This is a genomic window from Streptomyces sp. CCM_MD2014, assembly GCF_000772045.1.
GTDB lineage: Bacteria > Actinomycetota > Actinomycetes > Streptomycetales > Streptomycetaceae > Streptomyces > Streptomyces salinarius.
Genome location: NZ_CP009754.1, coordinates 2,684,960 through 2,705,149, shown reverse-complemented (window position 1 = coordinate 2,705,149; position 20,190 = coordinate 2,684,960). Strand labels below are relative to the sequence as shown.

Here is a 20,190-nt window from a genome sequence, read left to right as displayed (position 1 = left end):
CGGGCGCCCTCGACGAGATGAGCGCACCTTATGTCTGATTGATGCGCATTCGGGTACGCCAATCGTATGAGTGGCGTTCGTATGCACCTCCTCATACGCCTCCTGGTCGCGCCGGTCGTCGCCGCGCTGGCGGTGCTGATGGCCGGCGCGTCCGGTGCGCCCGGCGCGCAGGCGCAGACCGACGTCTCCGAGATCGGCGCCGCCCTGCGCGAGAGTCCCGTGTACGTGGACCCGGCCGCGTCCGACCTGCTGTCCAAGTCGGACGCGGACGCACTCGCCGACAAGATCGAGGACGCGGGCGAACCCGTCTTCGTCGCGGTCCTCCCGGCCGGCTACCCGACCGCGGACCTCTTCCAGAACCTCCGCACCGAGACCGGCATCACCGGTCTGTACGGCATCCGCCTCGGAGACCGCTTCGACGCCCGTGCCGACAGCAGCGTGCTGAGCCGCCAGGGCGTGCACAACCTGGTCACCGCCGTCCAGGGCGCGGGCGACCCCAAGGCCCAGTTGAACGACTTCGTCGACGACGCGCTGCGCAGCGTGCGCGGCTCGGCCCCCTCGTCCTGGGACTCCGGCGGTACGTCCGCGCCCACGGGCGCCCTCATCACCGCGGGTGCGGTGGTGGTCGTCGGCGGCGCGGGCGTCTACGCGCTCTCCCGGCGCAACCGCCGTCGCCGCGAGGCGGAGCAGCGGGAGTCGCTGGAGCGGCTGCGGGTGGTGGTCGACGAGGACATCACGGCGTTCGGCGAGGAACTGGACCGGCTGGACTTCCACCCGGCGGAACCGGGCGCCGACGACGCGATGCGCGCGGACTACGAACGCGCCCTCGACGCCTACGAGCAGGCGAAGGCGTACATGGCGGACGCCCGCAAACCGGAGGACGTGCGGGCCGTCACCCAGGCGGTGGAGGACGGCCGCTTCTCGCTCGCTCAGCTCGCCGCCCGCCGCGAGGGCAGGCCGCTGCCCGAACGCCGGCCGCCCTGCTTCTTCGACCCGCGCCACGGTCCGTCGGTCGCCGACGCCACCTGGACCCCGCCGGGCGGCACGACCCGACAGGTCCCGGTCTGCGCCGCCGACCGGGCCCGGTTGTCCGACGGACGGGACCCGATGATCCGCGAGGTGGACACCGAGTACGGCCGCCGCCCCTACTGGGACGCGGGTCCGGCCTACGGCCCCTGGGCGGGCGGCTACTTCGGCGGCGGCATCCTGCCCGGCCTGCTCGTCGGCACCATGCTGGGCAGCATGATGGCCGGTCCGGCCTACGGAGCCGGTTACGGCACCGGGTACGGCGACTTCCAAGGCTACGAGGGCGGTGACGTCTCGGGCGGCGACTTCGACCCCGGTGACTTCGGGGGCGGTTTCGGTGGCGGTGACTTCGGCGGTGGCGGCGACTTCGGCGGGGGAGGCGGTGACTTCGGCGGCGGCTTCTGAGGCGCCCGGAGGGCGTCAGCGCCTGCCCGCCGCCGGCCTCGCGACCGCGGGACGGTCGGTGCCGGACCGTCCCGGCCGAGCGAGCCGCGCGGGCCGCGCGGGCCGACGCGTTCGGTCCGCCCCGTTCCCGCGCCGTACGACGACCACGGCGGCGAGGCCGGCCGCCAGGCCGAGGGCGGTCTGGACCCCGAAGGGCTCGCCGAACATGAGGGCACCCCACACCGCCGTGACGGGGGCCATGAGGAACATGAGGGTGTTGACCTCGGTGATGCCGGACCGGCGCAGGATCAGCCAGTACAGGCCGTAACCGCCGAAGGTGGGCAGCACCACGAGCCAGCCGGTCGCCAGCCAGAACGAGGAGTCGGCGGGCGGGACGGCGGTCCCGAGCGAGGCCGCCAGGACCGAGAAGAGGACGGCGCTGGTCGCGCAGTGGATCGTCATCGACACCCGGGGCGGCACCGGCGCGCACGAGCGGCCCTCCAGGAAGGTGGCCGCCACCAGCGACAGCATGCCGAGGAAGGGCACGAAGTACGCCCACCAGGGCACCTCCGCGCCCGCCGCCCCCGCGTCGGCCAGGGTGACCGTGGCGACGCCCGCCAGGCCCAGCCAGAGACCGAGCCACTGCCGGCGCGAGACGTACTGCCGCAGCAGCGGCCCCGCGAGCGCGCCGGCCACGAGCGGCTGGACGCCGTCGATCAGGGCGGTGGTGCCACTGGAGACGCCGAGCTGGACGGCGTAGAACACGCCGAGCACGTAGCCGCTCTGGGAGAGGGCGCCGACGGCGATCTGGCGGCCGGCGTCACGGATCGTCAGGCCCCGCCATGCCGGGCGGGAGAAGGCCGCGGCTGCCGACAGGACCGCGGCGAGCGGCAGGAAGCGCCACATCAGGAGCGTGCTCGCGTCGGCGGTTCCCGCGCCGAGCTTGGCGCCGATGAAGCCGGAGCTCCAGCACAGGACGAAGGCGACCGAGAGCAGGGCGTTCACGTGGACCACATCCAGAGTCCGGAGTAGACAGATCGGTTTACTCGCCTCGGATGCCCACTATACAGACCGGTATACTTGGCGTCATGGGTCCAGAAGAGAAACCGCGCCGCGTCCGGATGACGCCCGGCGCCCGACGGGTGCTGGAGGCCGCCGAGCGGCTGTTCTACGAGCACGGCATCCACGCCGTGGGCGTCGACCTCGTCGCGGCCGAGGCGGGGGTGACCAAGAAGACGCTGTACGACCGGTTCGGCTCCAAGGAGCAGATCGTCGTGGAGTACCTGGCCGGACGCGACGAGCGCTGGCGCGAACTGCTCGCCGGCCGGCTGGAGGCGGTCGCGGAGCAGGGGTCGGCCGCCCGGATCCTGGAGGTGTTCGAGGCCTCGCGCACGTGGGCCGGGGAGTACGGGCGCAAGGGGTGCAGCATGATCAACGCGCACGCCGAGATCAGCGACCCGGCCCATCCGGCGTACCCGGTCATCACGGGGCAGAAGCGGTGGATGCTCGGCCTGTTCACCCGCCTGGCCGGGGAGATCGACACGGCCGGCGCGGAGCGCCTCGGGCGCACCCTGATGCTGCTGCACGAGGGCGCCCTGGTCTCGTACGGGCTGGGGATCCTGCCCGACCCGTTCGGCCAGGCCCTCGGCCAGGCGCGGGAGTTGCTGGAGAATGCGGCGGCATCCGGGCGGGGCGCACCCCTAGAGTGAGGGCATGCCGTCCACCGCCGCGCTTCTCGTCATCGACATGCAGAACACCACGGTCGCCATGGCGCACCGGGCCGCCGAGACGGTCGCCGCGATCGCGGATCTGAGCGAGCGGGCCCGCGCGGCCGGAGTGCCGGTGGTCACCGTGCGGCAGCGGGGCGAGGGCATGGTGCCCGGCACCGAGGGCTGGCAGATCGTGCCCGCGCTGGCCCCGCGGGAGGGGGAAACGGTCGTCGACAAGACGACCCCGGACAGCTTCCTCGGCACCGGCCTCGACGAGACCCTGAGGGCGCTGGGCGTCACCGAGGTGATCGTGACGGGGTTCGCCACGGAGGTCTGCGTGGACACCACGGCACGGCAGGCGCTGAGCCGGGGCTACGACCTGGTCGTCGTCGCCGACGGGCACACCACGTCGGTGCGGACCGAGGAGGACGTCGACCTCGTCCCGGCCGACCGCTCGATCGCGCAGTGCAACGCCGTCTACCGCATGATCGGCTGGCCCGGCCGCCGTATCCGGGTCCGGGCCGCCGCCGATGTGGACTTCTCCGCCCCCGAGGGGGCACCGGGCGTCAGGCCTGCCTGATCGCCGAGATGTCGAAGTTCAGCTTGATCTTGTCGGAGACCAGTACGCCGCCCGTCTCCAGGGCCGCGTTCCAGGTGAGCCCCCACTCCGAGCGCTTGATCTCCGCCTTGCCCTCGAAGCCGACGCGCTCGTTGCCGAACGGGTCCTTGGCCGCGCCGTTGAACTCCAGGTCGATCGTGAGCGGCTTGGTCGTGCCGAGGATCGACAGGTCGCCGGTGATGCGGTAGTCGTCGCCGCCCAGGGACTCCGCCTTGGTGGAGCGGAAGGTCATCGTCGGGTACTCGCCCGTGTTGAAGAAGTCGGAGCTCTTCAGGTGGCCGTCCCGGTCGGGGGAGCCCGTGTCGATGCTGTCCATCGTGATGTCGAGCGACGCGGTGGACCGGGACGGGTCGGTGCCGTCCAGGTGGAGGGTGCCGGTGAAGTCGAGGAACTTGCCCTTGACGTTGGTGACCATGGCGTGGCGCGCGGTGAAGCCGATCGTCGTGTGGGCGGGGTCGACGGTGTAGTCGCCGGTCAGCGTGGAGAGGTCGGGGGTGGTGGTCATGGTGTCCTCCGGGAACCCTTGAAGTTGAATGTTCAACCAGTCCAACGGGATCGACTGTAGACCTATTCCAGGCCGCCATCAACCGCTTCGCGGCACGTGTCGCGGCGCCGTTCCCCTCCGGTCCTCGACGTGGTAGATGGCATGAGCATGACCCCACAGCGCCCCACCGCACCCACCCGCCGCGCGATCCTGCTCGCGGCGGCCGCGACCGCCGCCCTCACGGCCGTCCCCCGCCCCGCGGCAGCCGCGGCCGACCCCTACGACACCCTCCGCCGGCGCTGGCTCGGGATCGCCCTGGGCACCGGCTACGACCCGGCCGCCGAGCCGTACGCCTCCCGCCTGGCCGAGACCGGCGGGCGCGCCCGCGACCACCGCGCCACCATGGCCCCCACTCCCACCTCCCTGTGGCCCGGCCACCCCTTCGACCCGCCCGCCGGCATCACCTTCGCCTACGGACGCCTGTGGACGATGACCCAGGCGTACGTCCAGGAGGGCACCGGTTCCACCGGCGATCCCGCCCTCCTCGCCGACATCCTGCGCGGCCTCGACCACCTCTCGGCCACCGTCTACAACCCGGCCACCACCCGCTACGGCAACTGGTGGGAATGGCAGATCGGCAGCCCCCGGCTCCTGATGGACATCACGGCCGCCCTGTACGACCACCTCGGCACCGACCGGGTGACCGCCGCCTGCGCGGCCGTCGACCACTTCGTCCCCGACGCGATGCTCGGCGACTACTCCGGCACCTCCACCGGGGCCAACCGCGTCGACCTGTGCCGCTCCGTCGCCCTGCGCGGCATCCTGGGCCGGGCCCCCGACAAGATCGCCCTCGCTCGCGACGCCCTCTCGCCCGTCTTCCCGTACGTCACCAAGGGCGACGGCCTCTACGCCGACGGCTCGTTCGTCCAGCACACCTGGGTCGCCTACTCGGGCACGTACGGCCAGGTCATGCTGGACGGACTGGGTCGGCTGTTCACCCTGCTGGCCGGCTCCGAGTGGGAGGTGAAGGACCCGGGCAGGCAGATCGTCCTCGACAGCGTCGAGCACGCCTACGCGCCCCTGATCCACGACGGACTGGTCATGGACATCGTCAACGGGCGGGCCATCAGCCGGGGTTACCTCAAGAGCGACGACCTGCACGTCATGCGCAGCGACCACTTCCACGGCCAGCAGATCATCGCCGCCATGGCGGTCCTCGCCGGCGGTGCGAGCGACGCCGAGCGCGAGCGCTGGTACGCCCGGATCAAGAGCTGGATCGAACGGGACACCGTCACCCCGCTCCTCACCGCGCCCCAGTTCCCGGTCGCCGACCTGGCCCGGCTGCACGCGATCGCCGACACCCCGGGCGAGGCCGCCCCCGAACCCGTCGGGCACCGTCTTTTCGCCGCCATGGACCGCGCCGTCCACCGCCGCCCCGCCTTCACCGCGGGCCTCGCCATGGCGAGTGACCGCATCGCCCACTACGAGTGCGGCAACGGCGAGAACCCGCGCGGCTGGCACACCGGCGCGGGGATGCTCACCTGGTGGGCGAACGGGAGCGGCGCGGACCGGCCCGGTCGGGCCGCTCGGGCCGCTCGGGCCGCTCGGGCCGATCAGTACACGGACTGGTTCTGGCCGACCGTCGACTGGTACCGGCTGCCCGGCACCACCGTCTCCACCAAGCGCCTGCCCGACCGCGCGGGCGGCGAATGGGGCGAGCCCAAGCCCGACGTGCGCTGGGTCGGGGGCACGACCGACGGCACCTACGCGGCCGTCGGCCAGCACCTCAAGGGCCTCGGCTCCACCCTCGAGGCGCGCAAGTCCTGGTTCTTCCTCGACGACGCGGTGGTCTGTCTGGGCGCCGGGATCACGTGCGCGGACGGCGTCCCGGTCGAGACGGTCGTGGACAACCGCAACCTGGGGGAGGGCGGCACCCAGACCCTCGTACGCGGCCGGCACTGGGCCCACCTGGAGGGCCACGGCGGCTGGATCGTGCCGGAGGGCGGCCTGCGGACGCTGCGCGAGGACCGCACCGGCGCCTGGTCCGACATCAACACCACCAGCACGACCGAGCGCCGCACCCGGCGCTGGCAGACCCTCTGGCTCGACCACGGCACCGACCCGGCAGACGCCGGCTACGTCTACATCGTCATGCCGGGCGCCTCCCGGGGGGCCGTGGCCCGGCGGGCCGCCGACCACCGCTGGCTGAAGGTCCTCGCCAACGACGCCCGCCGCCAGGCGGTCACCGTCCCCTCCCTCGGCCTCACGGCCGCCGACTTCTGGCAGGCCGGCACCGCGGGTCCGCTCACCGCGTCCGCCGGGGCGAGCGTGCTGGTCCGCCGCAGCGGCCGTACCGCTACGCTCAGCGTGAGCGAACCGCCGCGCACGGGACAGCCACTGGAGATCGTCTGGGACCACCCGGTGAGCGCGGTGGCGCGGGCCGACGAGACGGTCGAGATCCTCGCGACGGGCCGCCGACTGCACCTCCGCGTCACTCCAGGGATGGCATGTACCACCCATGAATGTGAGGTGACTCTCAGCTGACGGGTTTGTGTGACCCCTACAAGCCAGAGGCCCTCTGAACAGTCGAAAGGGCTGCATGGGATGGGGGTTCTGTTCAGTGCTACCAGGAAAACGGGCCGGAGACTGTACGGAGTCGACGGCTCGCAATCCTTGGTCGGCTTCGTAGAGTCGCTACATGACCGTTTTGGATGAGGCGCCGGGTGAGCCGACGGACGCGCGCGGGCGAGTGGCCGAGCTGCACGAGATCCGTGCGCAGGCGCTGGCCGGACCGAGCGAGAAGGCGACGGCGGCGCAGCACGCCAAGGGCAAGCTGACGGCGCGTGAGCGGATCGAGCTGCTCCTGGACCCGGACTCCTTCCGCGAGGTCGAGCAGCTGCGACGGCACCGGGCGACCGGGTTCGGCCTGGAGAGCAAGAAGCCGTACACCGACGGTGTCATCACCGGCTGGGGCACGGTCGAGGGCCGCACGGTCTTCGTCTACGCCCACGACTTCCGGATCTTCGGCGGCGCGCTGGGCGAGGCGCACGCCACGAAGATCCACAAGATCATGGACATGGCCATCGCGGCCGGTGCCCCGCTGGTGTCCCTCAACGACGGCGCCGGCGCCCGCATCCAGGAGGGCGTCAGCGCCCTCGCCGGCTACGGCGGCATCTTCCAGCGCAACACCAAGGCGTCCGGCGTCATCCCGCAGATCAGCGTGATGCTCGGCCCGTGCGCGGGCGGCGCGGCCTACAGCCCCGCCCTCACCGACTTCGTCTTCATGGTCCGCGACACCTCGCAGATGTTCATCACGGGCCCCGACGTGGTCAAGGCCGTCACCGGCGAGGAGATCACGCAGAACGGCCTGGGCGGCGCGGACGTGCACGCCGAGACGTCCGGCGTGTGCCACTTCGCCTACGACGACGAGGAGACCTGCCTCGCCGAGGTCCGCTACCTCCTCTCCCTGCTCCCGCAGAACAACCGGGAGAACCCGCCCCGCCACGAGTCGTCGGACCCCGTGGACCGCCGCTCGGACGTGCTCCTCGACCTGGTCCCGGCGGACGGCAACCGTCCGTACGACATGGCCAAGGTCATCGAGGAACTCGTCGACGAGGGCGAGTACCTCGAGGTGCACGAGCGCTGGGCCCGCAACATCATCTGCGCCCTGGCCCGCCTGGACGGCCAGGTCGTCGGCATCGTCGCCAACCAGCCGCAGGCGCTGGCCGGCGTCCTGGACATCGAGGCGTCGGAGAAGGCGGCCCGCTTCGTCCAGATGTGCGACGCCTTCAACATTCCGATCATCACCCTTCTGGACGTACCCGGCTTCCTGCCCGGCGTCGACCAGGAGCACGGCGGCATCATCCGCCACGGCGCCAAGCTGCTCTACGCGTACTGCAACGCGACCGTGCCCCGGATCTCGCTCATCCTGCGCAAGGCGTACGGAGGTGCTTACATCGTCATGGACAGCCAGTCCATCGGCGCCGACCTCACCTACGCCTGGCCGACCAACGAGATCGCCGTCATGGGCGCGGAAGGTGCCGCCAACGTCATCTTCCGCCGGCAGATCGCCGACGCCGAGGACCCCGAGGCCATGCGGGCCCGCATGGTCAAGGAGTACAAGGCCGAGCTGATGCACCCCTACTACGCGGCCGAACGCGGGCTGGTCGACGACGTCATCGACCCCGCGGAGACCCGCGAGGTGCTGGTCAAGTCCCTGGCGATGCTCCACACCAAGCACGCCGACCTGCCCTCCCGCAAGCACGGCAACCCGCCGCAGTGACCCGAGGAGCCACTTCCATGTCCCCTGCCGACATCCGCGTCGAGAAGGGCCACGCCGAGCCCGAGGAAGTCGCCGCCATCACGGCCCTCCTCCTGGCCCGCGCCGCCGCCCGCCCCGCCGAGATCGCCCCGGCCCACGGCGGCGGCCGCGCCCGCGCGGGCTGGCGCCGCCTGGAACGCGAGCCGGGTTTCAGGGCGCCGCACAGCTGGCGCTGACCAGAGACACGAGCGAGGCCCCTCCGCCAGGAGGGGCCTCGCTCGTTCAGGGGCGCGGGGAACTGCGCGACCGGCCACGGACTGCCCGCACCCGGCAAAGAAACCGCCCCCGGCAGCCCGGTGGCCGCAGGGGGCGTCGCGCAACCCGGCGCCAGCGGGCGGGGGGTGCCGTCTGCGCCCACCCGTGCCGCCCTGGGGACGCCTCCCAGGCCCTTAAGGCACTGGGGGAGGCACGACTGCCCGCAGGCTGGGGCGCGGCACGCCTGCCGCAGGCTCGGCGGCGCGTCAGCGCAGGCGGGCCATCAGGGCGTGCTCCACGAGAGTGATGAGCGCCGACTTCGCGTCGGCCCGGTGCCGCGCGTCCGTCGTGATGATCGGCGTGTCCGGGCCGATCTGCAGGGCCTCGCGGACCTCGTCCGGCTGGTACGGCTGCTGCCCGTCGAAGCCGTTGAGCGCGATCACGAACGGCAGGCCGCTGTTCTCGAAGTAGTCGACGGCCGGGAAGCAGTCGGCCAGACGCCTCGTGTCGACCAGCACGATCGCGCCGATGGCGCCGCGCACCAGGTCGTCCCACATGAACCAGAACCGGTCCTGGCCGGGCGTACCGAAGAGGTACAGGATCAGGTCCTGGTCGAGCGTGATGCGGCCGAAGTCCATGGCGACCGTCGTGGTCGTCTTGTCCCCCGTGTGGGTGAGGTCGTCGATGCCCGCCGACGCGGATGTCATCACGGCCTCGGTGCGCAGCGGATTGATCTCCGAGACAGCGCCGACGAACGTGGTCTTGCCCACGCCGAAGCCGCCCGCCACCACGATCTTCGCGGAAGTGGTGGAGCGGGAAGGACCGCCGCTAGAGCTTGCGAAGTCCACTGAGCACCCTTTCGAGCAGTGTCACGTCTGGCTGGCCGCCGGCGCTCTCGTCGCCGCCGGGCTGATGGATGGCGACCAGTCCCGCCTCCGCCAAGTCGGCGACGAGGATCCTGGCCACGCCGAGAGGGATCGTCAGGAGGGCCGAGACCTCGGCCACCGACTTGATCTCCCGGCAGAGGTTGCAGATCCGCTGATGCTCGGGCAGCTGGCCCTGCATCTGGTGCGGCTGCGCGGTGGTGTGCACCAGCGCCTCGATGGCGAGCTGGTACCGGGGCCTGGTGCGGCCGCCCGTCATGGCGTACGGGCGCACCAGGGGGTTGTTCGACGCCCCGGCGGGCGCCGGCTCAGGGGTGCGGCGCTGCGGCTGCACGGGCTGGATGCGCGGAGCCTGCGGCTGGTCGTACGGCGAAGGGCCGGGGCCCTGCGGCGCGTACGGCTGCCGGTGGTTCGGCACGGAGGGGTAGCCGTACCCGTTCGCCGAGCCGTCGCCCTGGCCCTGACCGGGGCCGTACGACCAGTTGCCCGTTGACGGACCGCCTGGGGGTGTTGCCACTTCTTCCTCCTCCGACTGTGCCTGGCACCCATCGCTGTGGAGCCGCGTCCCGAAACTTTACGGCCACGGGACGCCAAAACGCACCGTCTGTCCTTTAGTTGAGAAGGCTCCCTTGGAGCTCCGCCCGCAGATCAGGGGTCAGAACCGTGCCCGCACGGTCCACCAGAAGGGCCATCTCGTACCCAATGAGACCGATGTCCGCCTCGGGGTGTGCGAGAACCGCGAGGGACGAGCCGTCGGAGATGGACATGATGAAGAGGAATCCGCGCTCCATCTCCACAACCGTCTGGTTCACGCTGCCGCCCTCGAAGATGCGCGAGGCACCCGCGGTCAGCGAGGTCAGGCCGGAGGCGACGGCCGCGAGCTGATCGGCTCGGTCGCGGGGGAACCCTTCGGACATCGCCAGAAGGAGTCCGTCGGCGGAGACCACCACCGTGTGGGACACCCCCGGGGTGTTGTCCACGAAGTTGGTGATCAACCAGTTCAGGTTCTGCGCCGCCTGGCTCATCGGGCTCACACTAACGCTCCTGGTTGTAGGTGCTGTCAGGACCACGGTGCTCATTCCTTGTGTCCTGGCCGTTCGTTTCACTGCCTGCGTTGCGGCCCCGTTCGACGCCGCGCCGCAGGTTGCTCAGCCTGCCCCGGACGTCCTCCGGAGCGCGGGAGACCTGGGGGCCTCCCTGGGGAGTGGTCTCGGCCGCGCCCTCGACCAGGTTGGCCTTGGGAACCCGCCGCGGCAGCCCCGAGGAGGTCACCCCGCCCGCCTTGGGCCTGCGCAGCGCCGAAGCCTGCTGCCAGCGGTCGTCGTTGGCCGACCGCCAGGTGCCCTCGCCGCCCGCCCCCGGTGCGGCGGCCGGCGTCTCCTGGCCCACGTGCCCCGCATCGCCCGCGCCGCTCGCGGTGGATCCGCGGCGGGGAAGACCGGCGTCGGTCAGCTCGTGGGCGGCGGAGGGGGCCGGCCCCGGACGGTCGAAGCCTACGCGGTCCGCCTCGTTCACGTCAGCGGCCTGGGCGGATTGCGCCTGCGGGGCACTCGCGGAGTACTGGTCCGGATATCCGTTCTGGTATCCGTCCTGCTGCGGCCAGTCGTCCTGGTGGCGCCGCTGCTCGAAGGGGGAGTGGTTCCCGTTCTCCGGCAGGCCGCCGTTCGGCGCGTAGTACTGCTCGTCGTACGACGCCTGCTGCGGTTCGCGGTACGCCTGCTGCTGGTCGGCGTACGACGCCTGCTGGTCGAACGCGCCGTTGGGCGACTCCCCGTACGCGCCGTTGGGCGACTCCTGGTACGTGCCGTTGGGCGACTCCTGGTACGTACCGTTCGGCTGCTGCTGGTAGCCGTCGAGAGCCTGGTCGTAGCCCTGCTGCTGTCCGGTGAACTGGTCCTGGAAGCCGGTGGCCTCGGTGTTCCCGCCCTCGACCGGGTCCGCGGGGCCGGGCAGCTCGGGCTGCGACTGGGCCTCCAGGGCCGCGCGGCGCTCCTCGCGCATCAGCGAGCGGCCGACCGGGTCGAGTTCGCGGATGTCGTCGGGGATCTCGGCGTAGCGGCTGTCGTCGAAGCCCAGTTCGGCCGCGGTCCGCATGGGCTGGCCGACCTGCGCGAAGCTCTCGCCCCGGAAGTTCTGCTCCGGGATGATCTGCGAGACCGTGAACTCGTCGCGCTGCTGCTGCTCGCCACCGCCACCGTGGGTGATGGCGTCCGGGAGCATGACCAGCGAGGTGGTGCCGGCCTGCTCGCCCGAGGGGCGGAGCTGGACGCGGATGCCGTGCCGGTCGGACAGCCGGCCGACCACGAACAGGCCCATACGCTGCGAGATCGCGGCGTCCACGGTCGGCGGGTTGGCCAGCTTGTGGTTGATGTCCGCGAAGTCCTCGGCGGTCAGGCCGATGCCCTTGTCGTGGATCTCGACCATCACGCGGCCGTCGGGCAGCCGGGTCGCGGTGACGCGGACCTTGGTCTGCGGCGAGGAGAACGTGGTGGCGTTCTCCAGCAGCTCGGCGAGCAGGTGCACGAGGTCGGTCACGGCGCGGCCGTGGATCTCGGCCTCCGGCACACCGGACAGCTCGATGCGCTCGTACTGCTCCACCTCGGAGGAGGCGGCGCGCAGCACGTCCACCAGCGGCACCGGCTGGTCCCAGCGGCGGCCGGGCTCCTCACCGGCGAGGACCAGGAGGTTCTCGCCGTTGCGGCGCATACGGGTGGCCAGGTGGTCCAGCCGGAAGAGGTTCTCCAGCTGGTCGGGGTCGGCCTCGTTGTTCTCCAGGTCGGTGATCAGGCTCAGCTGGCCCTCGATCAGCGACTGGTTGCGGCGCGACAGGTTGGTGAAGATCGCGTTGATGTTGCCCCGCAGCAGGGCCTGCTCGGAGGCGAGCCGGACCGCCTCCCGGTGCACCTGGTCGAAGGCGCGGGCGACCTCGCCGATCTCGTCGGTCGAGGTGATCGGGATCGGCTGCACCTTGGTGTCGACCCGGCCCGGGTCGGTGCGGGAGAGCTGGTCGACCAGCATCGGCAGGCGCTGCTCGGCGATGCCGAAGGCGGCGTTGCGCAGTTGGCGCATGGAGCGGCTCATGCCGCGGGCCACCATGCCGGCCAGGACGAACGCGGCGAGCAGCGCGGTCACGACCGCGGCACCCGTGATGTAGGCGTCGCGCTCGGCGTCGTCGGCGATCGTGGACGCCTCGGACACCGCCTTGTCCGCGAGGTCCGACTCGATCTTCTGGTAAGCGTCGAACTTGAGGGTGTTGACCGCCCACCAGTTTTCCGGCGTGATGCCCTGCTGGGCCAGCTCCGCACGCGCGCTCGTGTCCGTGGACTCGAGTCCGGCCAGCTCGGAGATCATCGTCGTCGGGTTGGACGGCGGCGGCACGTAGTCCGGGTCCTTGGCCTTGGCCTCCTTGGCCATGGCCGCGCCGTCCTCCTTGAGCTTCGCCTCGGCGTCCTCGAGCTTCTGCGCGTCCGCCTCGGTGCCGCCGCCGATGTACTCCTCGACCGCGATGCGCTCCAGGTAGGCGTACGAGGAGAGCGCGACGCGCTGGCTGGCGAGGTGGCCGGGCTCCGGACCCGGCTTGACCAGCATGTGCATGCCGATGGAGCGCTCGAGGGAGAGCGCGGCCTTGGTCAGCGAGATCGCGTAGACGGTCCGGCCGTAGGAGGTGATGTTGCCGGTGCCCAGACCGAGCTCGTTGGCGAACTCCATCAAGGGGTGGGCGACGCCGGTGTAACCCTCCTCGGTCTCCACGCCCTTGAGCTTGGAGGTGTACGCGGCCGCCCGCAGCGTCTGGAGCTTGGGCTCCTGCTCGCGGAACACCTTCAGCCGGCGTTCCAGGCCCGCCTTGTCGGGCATGCCCTGGGCCGCCTGGTCGAAGGTGTCGGCCGCCTCGTCGGTGGCCTGGCGGGCCTTGACGACGGCGGCGTCCTTCTCACCCTTGCCCTGCAGCAGCGGGGCCGCCGTGACGTCGCGCTCGTTGTAGAGGGCGGTGGCGTAACCCAGGGAGGCGCGCACGAGACGCGCCGTGCTCTCGGCGTCCTCGGCGTCCTGCCAGGTGTCGATCGAGCTCTTCACCTGGAAGCCGCCCATGACCAGGCCGACCAGCACGGGTATGAGCAGGATCGCGTTCAGCCGGGTGGTCACCCGCCAGTTCCGCGGCGTGAAACGGCCACCACTGGAGGCGGGCTCGGGCTGGGGTTCCGCAGCGGGGGCGGGGGCGGACGCCGCTGTGCGCGGCGGCGGGGTGAAGTTGCCCCGGGCCGATGGCTCGGGACTGTTCTTGCTTCGCCTCACTCGACCAACAACCTCTCGGCGGTCGGCACCTGTGTCGTGCCGCTGTGTCTCAGAACCCAGTCCGTCATCGAGTACGCGCTACTGCTGAGTACGTCTTTGACCATTGGGCAGTTCTGGCATTCCAGCACGGCGACCAGCGCTCTTCCAAACAGTGGAACGCGGGGGTTACACGTGATGTAAGCCCCACGTAAAACGGTCATAAAGAGCGAGGCCCGTCAAAAGACGGGGCGTTCGTGCGCGCAGCGAGACCACCTGACCGCGTCGCGTGTCGGTACCACCCGATTCCTCTGCCGAAACGTTATGAACAGCGGAGCCGACCGTGTCAAAGGACACAGTCGGCTCCGAACCGTCTACGACAAGTGCCGTAGCGCTCCGCCGACTTGGCTGCGACGGTTGACGGGCCTACCGCAGGCGGGCCATCAGCGCGTGCTCGACCAGCGTGATCAGTGCGGACTTCGCGTCGGCCCGGTGCCGGGCGTCGGTCGTGATGATCGGCGTGTCCGGACCGATCTGCAGCGCCTCGCGCACCTCGTCCGGCGTGTACGGCTGCTGCCCGTCGAAGCCGTTGAGCGCGACGACGAACGGCAGACCGCTGTTCTCGAAGTAGTCGACGGCAGGGAAGCAGTCGGCCAGACGGCGGGTGTCGCACAGCACGACCGCACCGATGGCGCCGCGCACCAGGTCGTCCCACATGAACCAGAACCGGTCCTGGCCCGGAGTGCCGAACAGGTACAGGATCAGGTCCTGGTCGAGCGTGATGCGGCCGAAGTCCATGGCGACCGTCGTGGTCGTCTTGTCCCCGGTGTGCGTGAGGTCGTCGATCCCGGCGCTGGCCGAGGTCATCACGGCCTCGGTGCGCAGGGGGTTGATCTCGGAGACGGCGCCCACGAACGTGGTCTTGCCGACGCCGAAGCCGCCGGCCACCACGATCTTCGCGGAGGTGGTCGCCCGCCCTCCGTCAGAGCTTTCGAAGTCCACTGAGCACCCTTTCGAGCAGTGTCACGTCCGGCGCACCGCCGTTGTTCTCGTCGCCGCCGGGCTGGTGGACCGCGACCATCCCGGCCTCCGCGAGGTCCGCGACCAGGATCCGCGCCACGCCCAGCGGCATCGCCAGCAGGGCCGACACCTCGGCCACCGATTTCACCTCGCGGCACAAGTGGCAGATCCGCTGGTGCTCGGGGAGCAACCCCATGAGCGCTGCCGGGTCGGCCGTCGTACTGATCAGTGCCTCGATGGCGAGCTGATAGCGCGGCCTGGTCCGGCCACCGGTCATCGCGTAGGGACGTACCAGCGGCTGGTCGCCCTCGTCCTCGTACGGCTCCGCGTACGGATCATGAGAGGCGGTGGGCGGGGTCATGAATCCTCCGGGCGGGACAGCAGGTTGGTCAGTCGTGCCGTCTGACGAGGCCGGTGGGGGGATTGTGGCGGCCGGACGGTGATTTGGTAACTCGGGTGGTGCCGGGGCCGATCAGTGGAGCAGACTGCCTTGTAGTTCGGCGCGCAGGTCGGGTGTGAGGACCGCGCCCGCGCGGTCGACCAGGAGCGCCATCTCGTAGCCGACGAGGCCGATGTCGCACTCCGGGTGCGCGAGGACGGCCAGGGACGAGCCGTCCGAGACGGACATGAGGAAGAGGAAGCCCCGCTCCATCTCCACGACCGTCTGCGCGACGTTGCCGCCCTCGAAGATCCGGGACGCCCCGGCGGTCAGCGAGGTCAGCCCCGAGGCGACGGCCGCGAGCTGGTCGGCGCGGTCACGAGGGAAGCCCTCGGACATCGCCAGGAGGAGTCCGTCGGCGGACACGACGACGGTGTGGGACACCCCCGGGGTGTTGTCCACGAAATTCGTGATCAACCAGTTGAGGTTCTGTGCCGCCTGGCTCATCGGGCTCAACTAACGCTCCTGCTGGTGAGTGGGCCGCGGGTAGCTGCCGGTCTGGTTGTTACCGGCCTGCCGGCCCTGTGCGATTCCCCGACGGAGATTGGTCAGCCGGCCGCGCACGTCGTCGGGCGCACGCGAAACCGCCGGACCGCTCTGGTGCGACTGCTGCTGAGCCGTCCCCGGGACGAGGTTGGCCCGGGGCACCCGGCGCGGGAGGCCGGAGGTGGTGACCCCGCCCGCGGCCGGCTGCCTGACGCGCTCCGCCTGCCGGACGAGATCGTCGTTCGGCGAGCTGCGCCAGGAGGAGGTGGCCGGTCGCTGGGGGGCCGCCGGGGTCTGGGGCTGGGGGGCCTGCGGCTCCGGGGCGGCGGCCGGGGCGGCCTGCGGCGCCCTCGACTCGCGGTCCCCGTGGAACCAGTTGGTCTCCAGCGTGTCGTACAGCGGCGTACGTCCGTCACCGGGACCGGAGGCCGGGGGCAGGGCCCATCCGTCCTGGGGCCGCTGCGGGGGAGTTCCGTTGGTGTTCTGGCCCACGGACTCCGGCTGGGCCGGCCGCTGCGGGGCCGGTGGACGCGGGGCGCCGAAGTCGTTGCCGCCCTGCGTGCCGCCCACCTGGGGACGCTCGAACTGCCCGGTGGCCGCCGGGTTCTGACGGGCCGGCAGGTCGTGCTGTCCGGTCGAGCCGTTGTCGTAACCCTGGGCGCCGGCGAAGCGGTCGGCCGAGGGCCCGTTCGGGGCCGCCGGGCCGGGCTGTCCGCCGAAGACGTCCGAGCGGACGAAGGGTCCGCCGTCCTGCTGCGGAGCGGCCGGCTCGGGCCGGGCGAACTGGTCGCCCCGCGAGGCTTCCTCGCCGGACCGGCCGCCGTCGTACCGGCCCCCGTCGTACTGGCCCTGGCCGGGCCCGCCCTGGCTGTACTGACCCTGCCCGAACCGGTCCTGTGCGAACGGGTCCTGGTACTGGTTCCGCCCGTCGTACTGGTTCTGGCCGTCGTACTGGTTCTGGCCGGGCTGGGCGAACTGGCCCGTGTCCTGCGGCTCGTCCCGTCGCGGCGCCGGGGCGTCGAAGTCGGGGCGGGCGAACTCGGCCGTGGCGGCGGGGGACTGGGGCTCGCCGAACCGGGGCACCGCCGGCATCTCCGCGGTCGAGCCCGGACCCTGCCTCTCGTCGAGGCGCGGGGTCAGGTCGGTGCGGGAGCTGTCCGGCTCGTCGTGGCCGCGCGGGGCGTCCAGCGAGGCGCGCGGCACGGGCGGCTGCGCGTTCTCGTCGCTCCAGCTGGGCACGCGGGGCTGGGGGTTGCCGCCGGGCAGCTCGGCCCGGGGACCGCCGCGCGGGGGCAGCTGCGGACGACGGCCCTGGTCGGCGTCGCCGCCCGTTCCGCGCTTGCCGCGCTGCGGGGGCGCGGCCGGAGTGCGGGTGCCGCCGAACATGTCCTGCCCCTGCGAGGCGTTGTTCGTCGGCGCGTTGCCCTGCGGCGCGTTCAGGCCCGCGGCCTGCAGGCCCTGCGGAGCACCGGGCGCCTGACCGGCACCGGCGCCCGCACCGGCCGGAGCCGGACGGTTCTGCCGGCCCGGACCCGCCGGGGACTGGGGTCCGGGTGCGCCACCCGGCGCACCCGGGCGACCGCCCGCGTCGCGCCCGGGCAGTGCGGCCCGCGCTCCCTGACCGGCGCCGAGCCGTCCGCCCGGCGTACCGGCGCCGGGAGCACCGCCACCGAACGCACCGCCACCGCCGAGGGCGCCGCCGCCCTGACCGCCGCGGCGGGCCGCGGCGACACCGGCTGCCGCCTGCGCGGCGGCCGGACCGCCGCTGCCCGCGCCGGGCTGGCCGGGCTTGGGCTGCGGCTTGCGGCCGCCCTGGGCGACGTCGACCGGCAGCATGACCAGCGCGGTCGTACCGCCGGAGTCGGAGGGGCGCAGCTGGATGCGGATGCCGTGGCGCTGGGACAGGCGGCCGACCACGAACAGACCCATGCGGCGGGAGACGGAGACGTCCACGGTGGGCGGCGAGGCGAGCCGCTCGTTGATCGCGGCGAGGTCCTCGGGCGAGAGGCCGATGCCGGTGTCGTGGATCTCGATCAGCACGCGGCCGTCGGGCAGCGCGTGGCCGGTGACCTTGACCTTGGTCTGCGGCGAGGAGAACGAGGTCGCGTTCTCCAGCAGCTCGGCGAGCAGGTGCACGAGGTCGTTGACCACACGGCCGGCGACCTCGGTGCTCGGCACGGACGCCAGCTCGATGCGCTCGTACTGCTCCACCTCGGAGGCGGCGGCGCGGAGCACGTCGACCAGCGGCACCGGACGCGTCCAGCGGCGGCCGGGCTCCTCACCGGCGAGGACGAGGAGGTTCTCACCGTTACGGCGCATACGCGTCGCGAGGTGGTCGAGCTTGAAGAGCGAGGACAGCTGGTCCGGGTCGGCCTCGCGGGACTCCAGTTCGGAGATGAGCGAGAGCTGACGCTGGATGAGGCCCTGGGAGCGGCGCGAGAGGTTGGTGAACATCGCGTTGACGTTGCCCCGCAGCAGGGCCTGCTCGGCGGCGAGGCGAACCGCCTCGCGGTGCACGTCGTCGAAGGCCGCGGCCACTCGGCCGATCTCGTCCCGGGAGTGCACGCCGACCGACTCCACCGAGGTGTCGACGTCCTGCGGGTCGGTCTCGGAGAGCTGCTTGACCAGCTCGGGCAGGCGGTCCTGGGCGACCTTGGTCGCGGTGTCCTCCAGGCGGCGCAGCGAGCGGATCATGGACCGGGCCACGACGAACGCGCCGACCAGGGAGACGCCGAGCACGAGCAGGATGAGGACACCGGAGATGATGGCCTCTCGCTCGGACTCGTTGCGCAGCTCACGGGCCTGCTGCTCCATGTCCTCCAGCAGCTTCAGCTCGATGTTCTTCATCTGCTGGATCTTGGTCGAGCTGTCGTCCAGCCAGTCCTGGTAGGACCGGGACTTCAGGCTCTCCAGACCGTGTTCCTTGCCGAGGGCGCGGCCCGCGTACTGGTCGGACGCCTCGATCACCGGGTTGCCCTCGGTGATCGGCTTGAGCAGGTCCTCCGCGCCCTCGCCGTAGATGCTGCTGAAGCTGCGGATCTCGGAGGTCTGGCTCTGCAGCGCCGACTGGGCGTACAGCCGGTCGTTCTCGGCGAGGTCGCCCTTGTCCGTGTTGTTCGCGGGGAGCGCCGCGGCGAGGACCGCGCGCTGGATGGAGGCGTACTCCTTGGCCGAGGAGAAGGCCGACAGGGCGCGCGTGCGCTGGATCATCTCCGAGTTGCTGGTCGCCTCCGCCATGTCCTGCGAGAGGTCGAGCAGGTGGGTGATCAGGCGGTGGTAGGACTCGACCGTCTGGGTCGAGTTGTCCTTCGCCGTGTACGCCGTGCTGCGGATCTTGGTCAGGTCGTTCAGGTCGCTCGCGATGCCGACGAGGCTGTCCCGGACGCCGACGAGCTGGCCGTCCTTGCTGGCCGCGTCGATCTGCTCGGACTTGTCGAGGAAGTTCTTCAGGGCCCGGTCGGTCTGCTCGCGGTCGCCCTTGACGGCGATGGCGCTGGACTTCGAGCCGTGGGCCAGCGGGCCGGCGGACTGGTCGCGCTCCTCCTGGAGGGCGTGCGCCAGCTCGGTGGCCTGCTTGGTCATCTCGGTCAGCAGCTTCATGTTCTCGAGCTGCTGGATGTCGTCGATCGACTGGTTGATGCGCAGCGCACCCAGCGAGGTCGCCGCGACCACCGGGAGCGCCAGCAGCGAGACCAGACGCGTGGAGATCCGCCAGTTGCGCAGGGCTATTCGCGGGCCGGGGCCGGTCGGGCCCTTGGCCGGCTTGGCGGGCGGCTGCTGGCCGGGCGCGGACGGGTCGGCGGCCTGACCGGCGCGCTCCCCGCCGTCCCCGGGCTGGGTCTGACCCGGGTTCTGGGCGTGCTGGGGCGAGGAGCTGACGGCCTTGGGGCCAGTCCCGCCCTGCGGCTCCGGCTCCGCCGAAGCGCTGCCATCCCTCTTGAAACGTCCCTGCACTAGCGTCGCAACCTCTGGACCAGGCGCCCCTCCGCGTGAACGGCCGGGCACGGTGTCGGCGTCAAAGGGGCGCCCTGAATACGCCCCTGTGTTGGTCGTGAGTGACCGGCGCTGGTTCCCCCTTCTCGCCGCCGCTCGGCGCTGGTGTGCGCCCCCTGTGCGCCGGCTCGATCCTGCGGCGGTCCGTGGAATTCCAGCACAGTGCAGGATCTCCAACAAGGCCCGTGGGGCAGGCCGTGAGATACGTGACAGCACGTGAGGGGCGAGTCACCTGACGTAGAAGATGATCACCCGCAAAGCGGACGTATGTGCGCGAGTCGCCGAGGTGGGGCGGGTGTCCCAGTCGCCATGATCAGCAGCGGAATGATGGCTTCAGGTGTGCAATGTCTGATTGGTCGGA

At 71.6% G+C, this 20,190-nt stretch carries 16 protein-coding genes; 6 read left to right on the top strand and 10 right to left on the bottom strand.

What is annotated here, in order from left to right:
* The first annotated feature begins 66 nt into the window (after window positions 1-66).
* Complete coding sequence (locus NI25_RS11640; RefSeq protein WP_061442384.1) at window positions 67-1,431, top strand: hypothetical protein; 1,365 nt, start codon at window positions 67-69, stop codon at window positions 1,429-1,431.
* A gap of 15 nt (window positions 1,432-1,446) precedes the next feature.
* On the opposite strand, the gene NI25_RS11635 is transcribed toward NI25_RS11640, so the two are convergent.
* The gene (locus NI25_RS11635) at window positions 1,447-2,415 is read right to left on the bottom strand and encodes a DMT family transporter (protein WP_061446877.1); all 969 of its coding nucleotides are present in this window, start codon (window positions 2,413-2,415) and stop codon (window positions 1,447-1,449) included.
* A gap of 83 nt (window positions 2,416-2,498) precedes the next feature.
* Between NI25_RS11635 and NI25_RS11630 the strand changes: the two genes are divergently transcribed.
* Window positions 2,499-3,119 (top strand): TetR/AcrR family transcriptional regulator, encoded by a 621-nt coding sequence (locus NI25_RS11630; RefSeq protein WP_061442383.1) that lies wholly within the window; start codon window positions 2,499-2,501, stop codon window positions 3,117-3,119.
* A 4-nt stretch (window positions 3,120-3,123) separates the two neighbouring features.
* Window positions 3,124-3,699 carry a cysteine hydrolase family protein gene (locus tag NI25_RS11625; protein ID WP_061442382.1) on the top strand — a complete coding sequence of 192 codons (576 nt, stop codon included), beginning with the start codon at window positions 3,124-3,126 and terminating at the stop codon, window positions 3,697-3,699.
* Here the strand turns inward: NI25_RS11625 and NI25_RS11620 are convergent.
* Window positions 3,686-4,243, bottom strand: a complete 558-nt coding sequence (locus NI25_RS11620; protein WP_061442381.1) for a YceI family protein — start codon at window positions 4,241-4,243, stop codon at window positions 3,686-3,688. The two genes, NI25_RS11625 and NI25_RS11620, sit on opposite strands and share 14 nt — an antisense overlap.
* 147 nt (window positions 4,244-4,390) lie before the next feature.
* Here NI25_RS11620 and NI25_RS11615 point away from each other — a divergent pair, with 147 nt between their 5' ends.
* The 3 genes from NI25_RS11615 to NI25_RS11605 all read left to right on the top strand — a co-directional run bounded on the left by NI25_RS11615 (window position 4,391) and on the right by NI25_RS11605 (window position 8,719).
* Window positions 4,391-6,766, top strand: a complete 2,376-nt coding sequence (locus NI25_RS11615) for a polysaccharide lyase 8 family protein (protein ID WP_061442380.1) — start codon at window positions 4,391-4,393, stop codon at window positions 6,764-6,766.
* Window positions 6,767-6,920: 154 nt separating this feature from the next.
* Window positions 6,921-8,504, top strand: coding sequence for an acyl-CoA carboxylase subunit beta (locus tag NI25_RS11610; RefSeq protein ID WP_061442379.1), 1,584 nt, complete (start codon window positions 6,921-6,923; stop codon window positions 8,502-8,504).
* Window positions 8,505-8,521: 17 nt separating this feature from the next.
* Entirely contained in the window at window positions 8,522-8,719 is a 198-nt protein-coding gene (locus NI25_RS11605; protein WP_061442378.1) for an acyl-CoA carboxylase epsilon subunit, read from the top strand.
* Between the two features lie 285 nt (window positions 8,720-9,004).
* On the opposite strand, the gene NI25_RS11600 is transcribed toward NI25_RS11605, so the two are convergent.
* The 8 genes from NI25_RS11600 to NI25_RS11565 form a co-directional block, all read right to left on the bottom strand.
* The gene (locus tag NI25_RS11600) at window positions 9,005-9,586 is read right to left on the bottom strand and encodes a GTP-binding protein (RefSeq protein ID WP_030216560.1); all 582 of its coding nucleotides are present in this window, start codon (window positions 9,584-9,586) and stop codon (window positions 9,005-9,007) included.
* Window positions 9,567-10,139 carry a DUF742 domain-containing protein gene (locus NI25_RS11595; protein WP_061442377.1) on the bottom strand — a complete coding sequence of 191 codons (573 nt, stop codon included), beginning with the start codon at window positions 10,137-10,139 and terminating at the stop codon, window positions 9,567-9,569. Before NI25_RS11595 ends, NI25_RS11600 begins: the two co-directional genes overlap by 20 nt.
* A 94-nt stretch (window positions 10,140-10,233) precedes the next feature.
* On the bottom strand, window positions 10,234-10,647 hold the full coding sequence (locus tag NI25_RS11590) for a roadblock/LC7 domain-containing protein (protein WP_004983065.1): 414 nt from the start codon (window positions 10,645-10,647) through the stop codon (window positions 10,234-10,236).
* A 10-nt stretch (window positions 10,648-10,657) separates the two neighbouring features.
* Window positions 10,658-13,915, bottom strand: coding sequence for a nitrate- and nitrite sensing domain-containing protein (locus NI25_RS11585; RefSeq protein ID WP_061442376.1), 3,258 nt, complete (start codon window positions 13,913-13,915; stop codon window positions 10,658-10,660).
* Between the two features lie 402 nt (window positions 13,916-14,317).
* Entirely contained in the window at window positions 14,318-14,893 is a 576-nt protein-coding gene (locus tag NI25_RS11580) for a GTP-binding protein (protein WP_061442375.1), read from the bottom strand.
* Window positions 14,874-15,272, bottom strand: coding sequence for a DUF742 domain-containing protein (locus NI25_RS11575; protein WP_007387727.1), 399 nt, complete (start codon window positions 15,270-15,272; stop codon window positions 14,874-14,876). Before NI25_RS11575 ends, NI25_RS11580 begins: the two co-directional genes overlap by 20 nt.
* A 111-nt stretch (window positions 15,273-15,383) precedes the next feature.
* Complete coding sequence (locus tag NI25_RS11570) at window positions 15,384-15,797, bottom strand: roadblock/LC7 domain-containing protein (RefSeq protein ID WP_003973453.1); 414 nt, start codon at window positions 15,795-15,797, stop codon at window positions 15,384-15,386.
* Between the two features lie 9 nt (window positions 15,798-15,806).
* Window positions 15,807-19,790: a nitrate- and nitrite sensing domain-containing protein gene (locus NI25_RS11565; RefSeq protein WP_061442374.1), complete on the bottom strand. Its 3,984-nt coding sequence runs from the start codon at window positions 19,788-19,790 to the stop codon at window positions 15,807-15,809.
* Window positions 19,791-20,190: the final 400 nt, after the last annotated feature.

Bases quoted from the DNA above. Each gene is read 5' to 3' on its own strand.
- NI25_RS11570 (WP_003973453.1), bottom strand. From the start codon at position 15,797: ATGAGCCAGGCGGCACAGAACCTCAACTGGTTGATCACGAATTTCGTG.
- NI25_RS11615 (WP_061442380.1), top strand. From the start codon at position 4,391: ATGACCCCACAGCGCCCCACCGCACCCACCCGCCGCGCGATCCTGCTC.
- NI25_RS11590 (WP_004983065.1), bottom strand. From the start codon at position 10,647: ATGAGCCAGGCGGCGCAGAACCTGAACTGGTTGATCACCAACTTCGTG.
- NI25_RS11620 (WP_061442381.1), bottom strand. From the start codon at position 4,243: ATGACCACCACCCCCGACCTCTCCACGCTGACCGGCGACTACACCGTC.
- NI25_RS11630 (WP_061442383.1), top strand. From the start codon at position 2,499: ATGGGTCCAGAAGAGAAACCGCGCCGCGTCCGGATGACGCCCGGCGCC.
- NI25_RS11625 (WP_061442382.1), top strand. From the start codon at position 3,124: ATGCCGTCCACCGCCGCGCTTCTCGTCATCGACATGCAGAACACCACG.
- NI25_RS11575 (WP_007387727.1), bottom strand. From the start codon at position 15,272: ATGACCCCGCCCACCGCCTCTCATGATCCGTACGCGGAGCCGTACGAG.
- NI25_RS11610 (WP_061442379.1), top strand. From the start codon at position 6,921: ATGACCGTTTTGGATGAGGCGCCGGGTGAGCCGACGGACGCGCGCGGG.
- NI25_RS11605 (WP_061442378.1), top strand. From the start codon at position 8,522: ATGTCCCCTGCCGACATCCGCGTCGAGAAGGGCCACGCCGAGCCCGAG.
- NI25_RS11640 (WP_061442384.1), top strand. From the start codon at position 67: ATGAGTGGCGTTCGTATGCACCTCCTCATACGCCTCCTGGTCGCGCCG.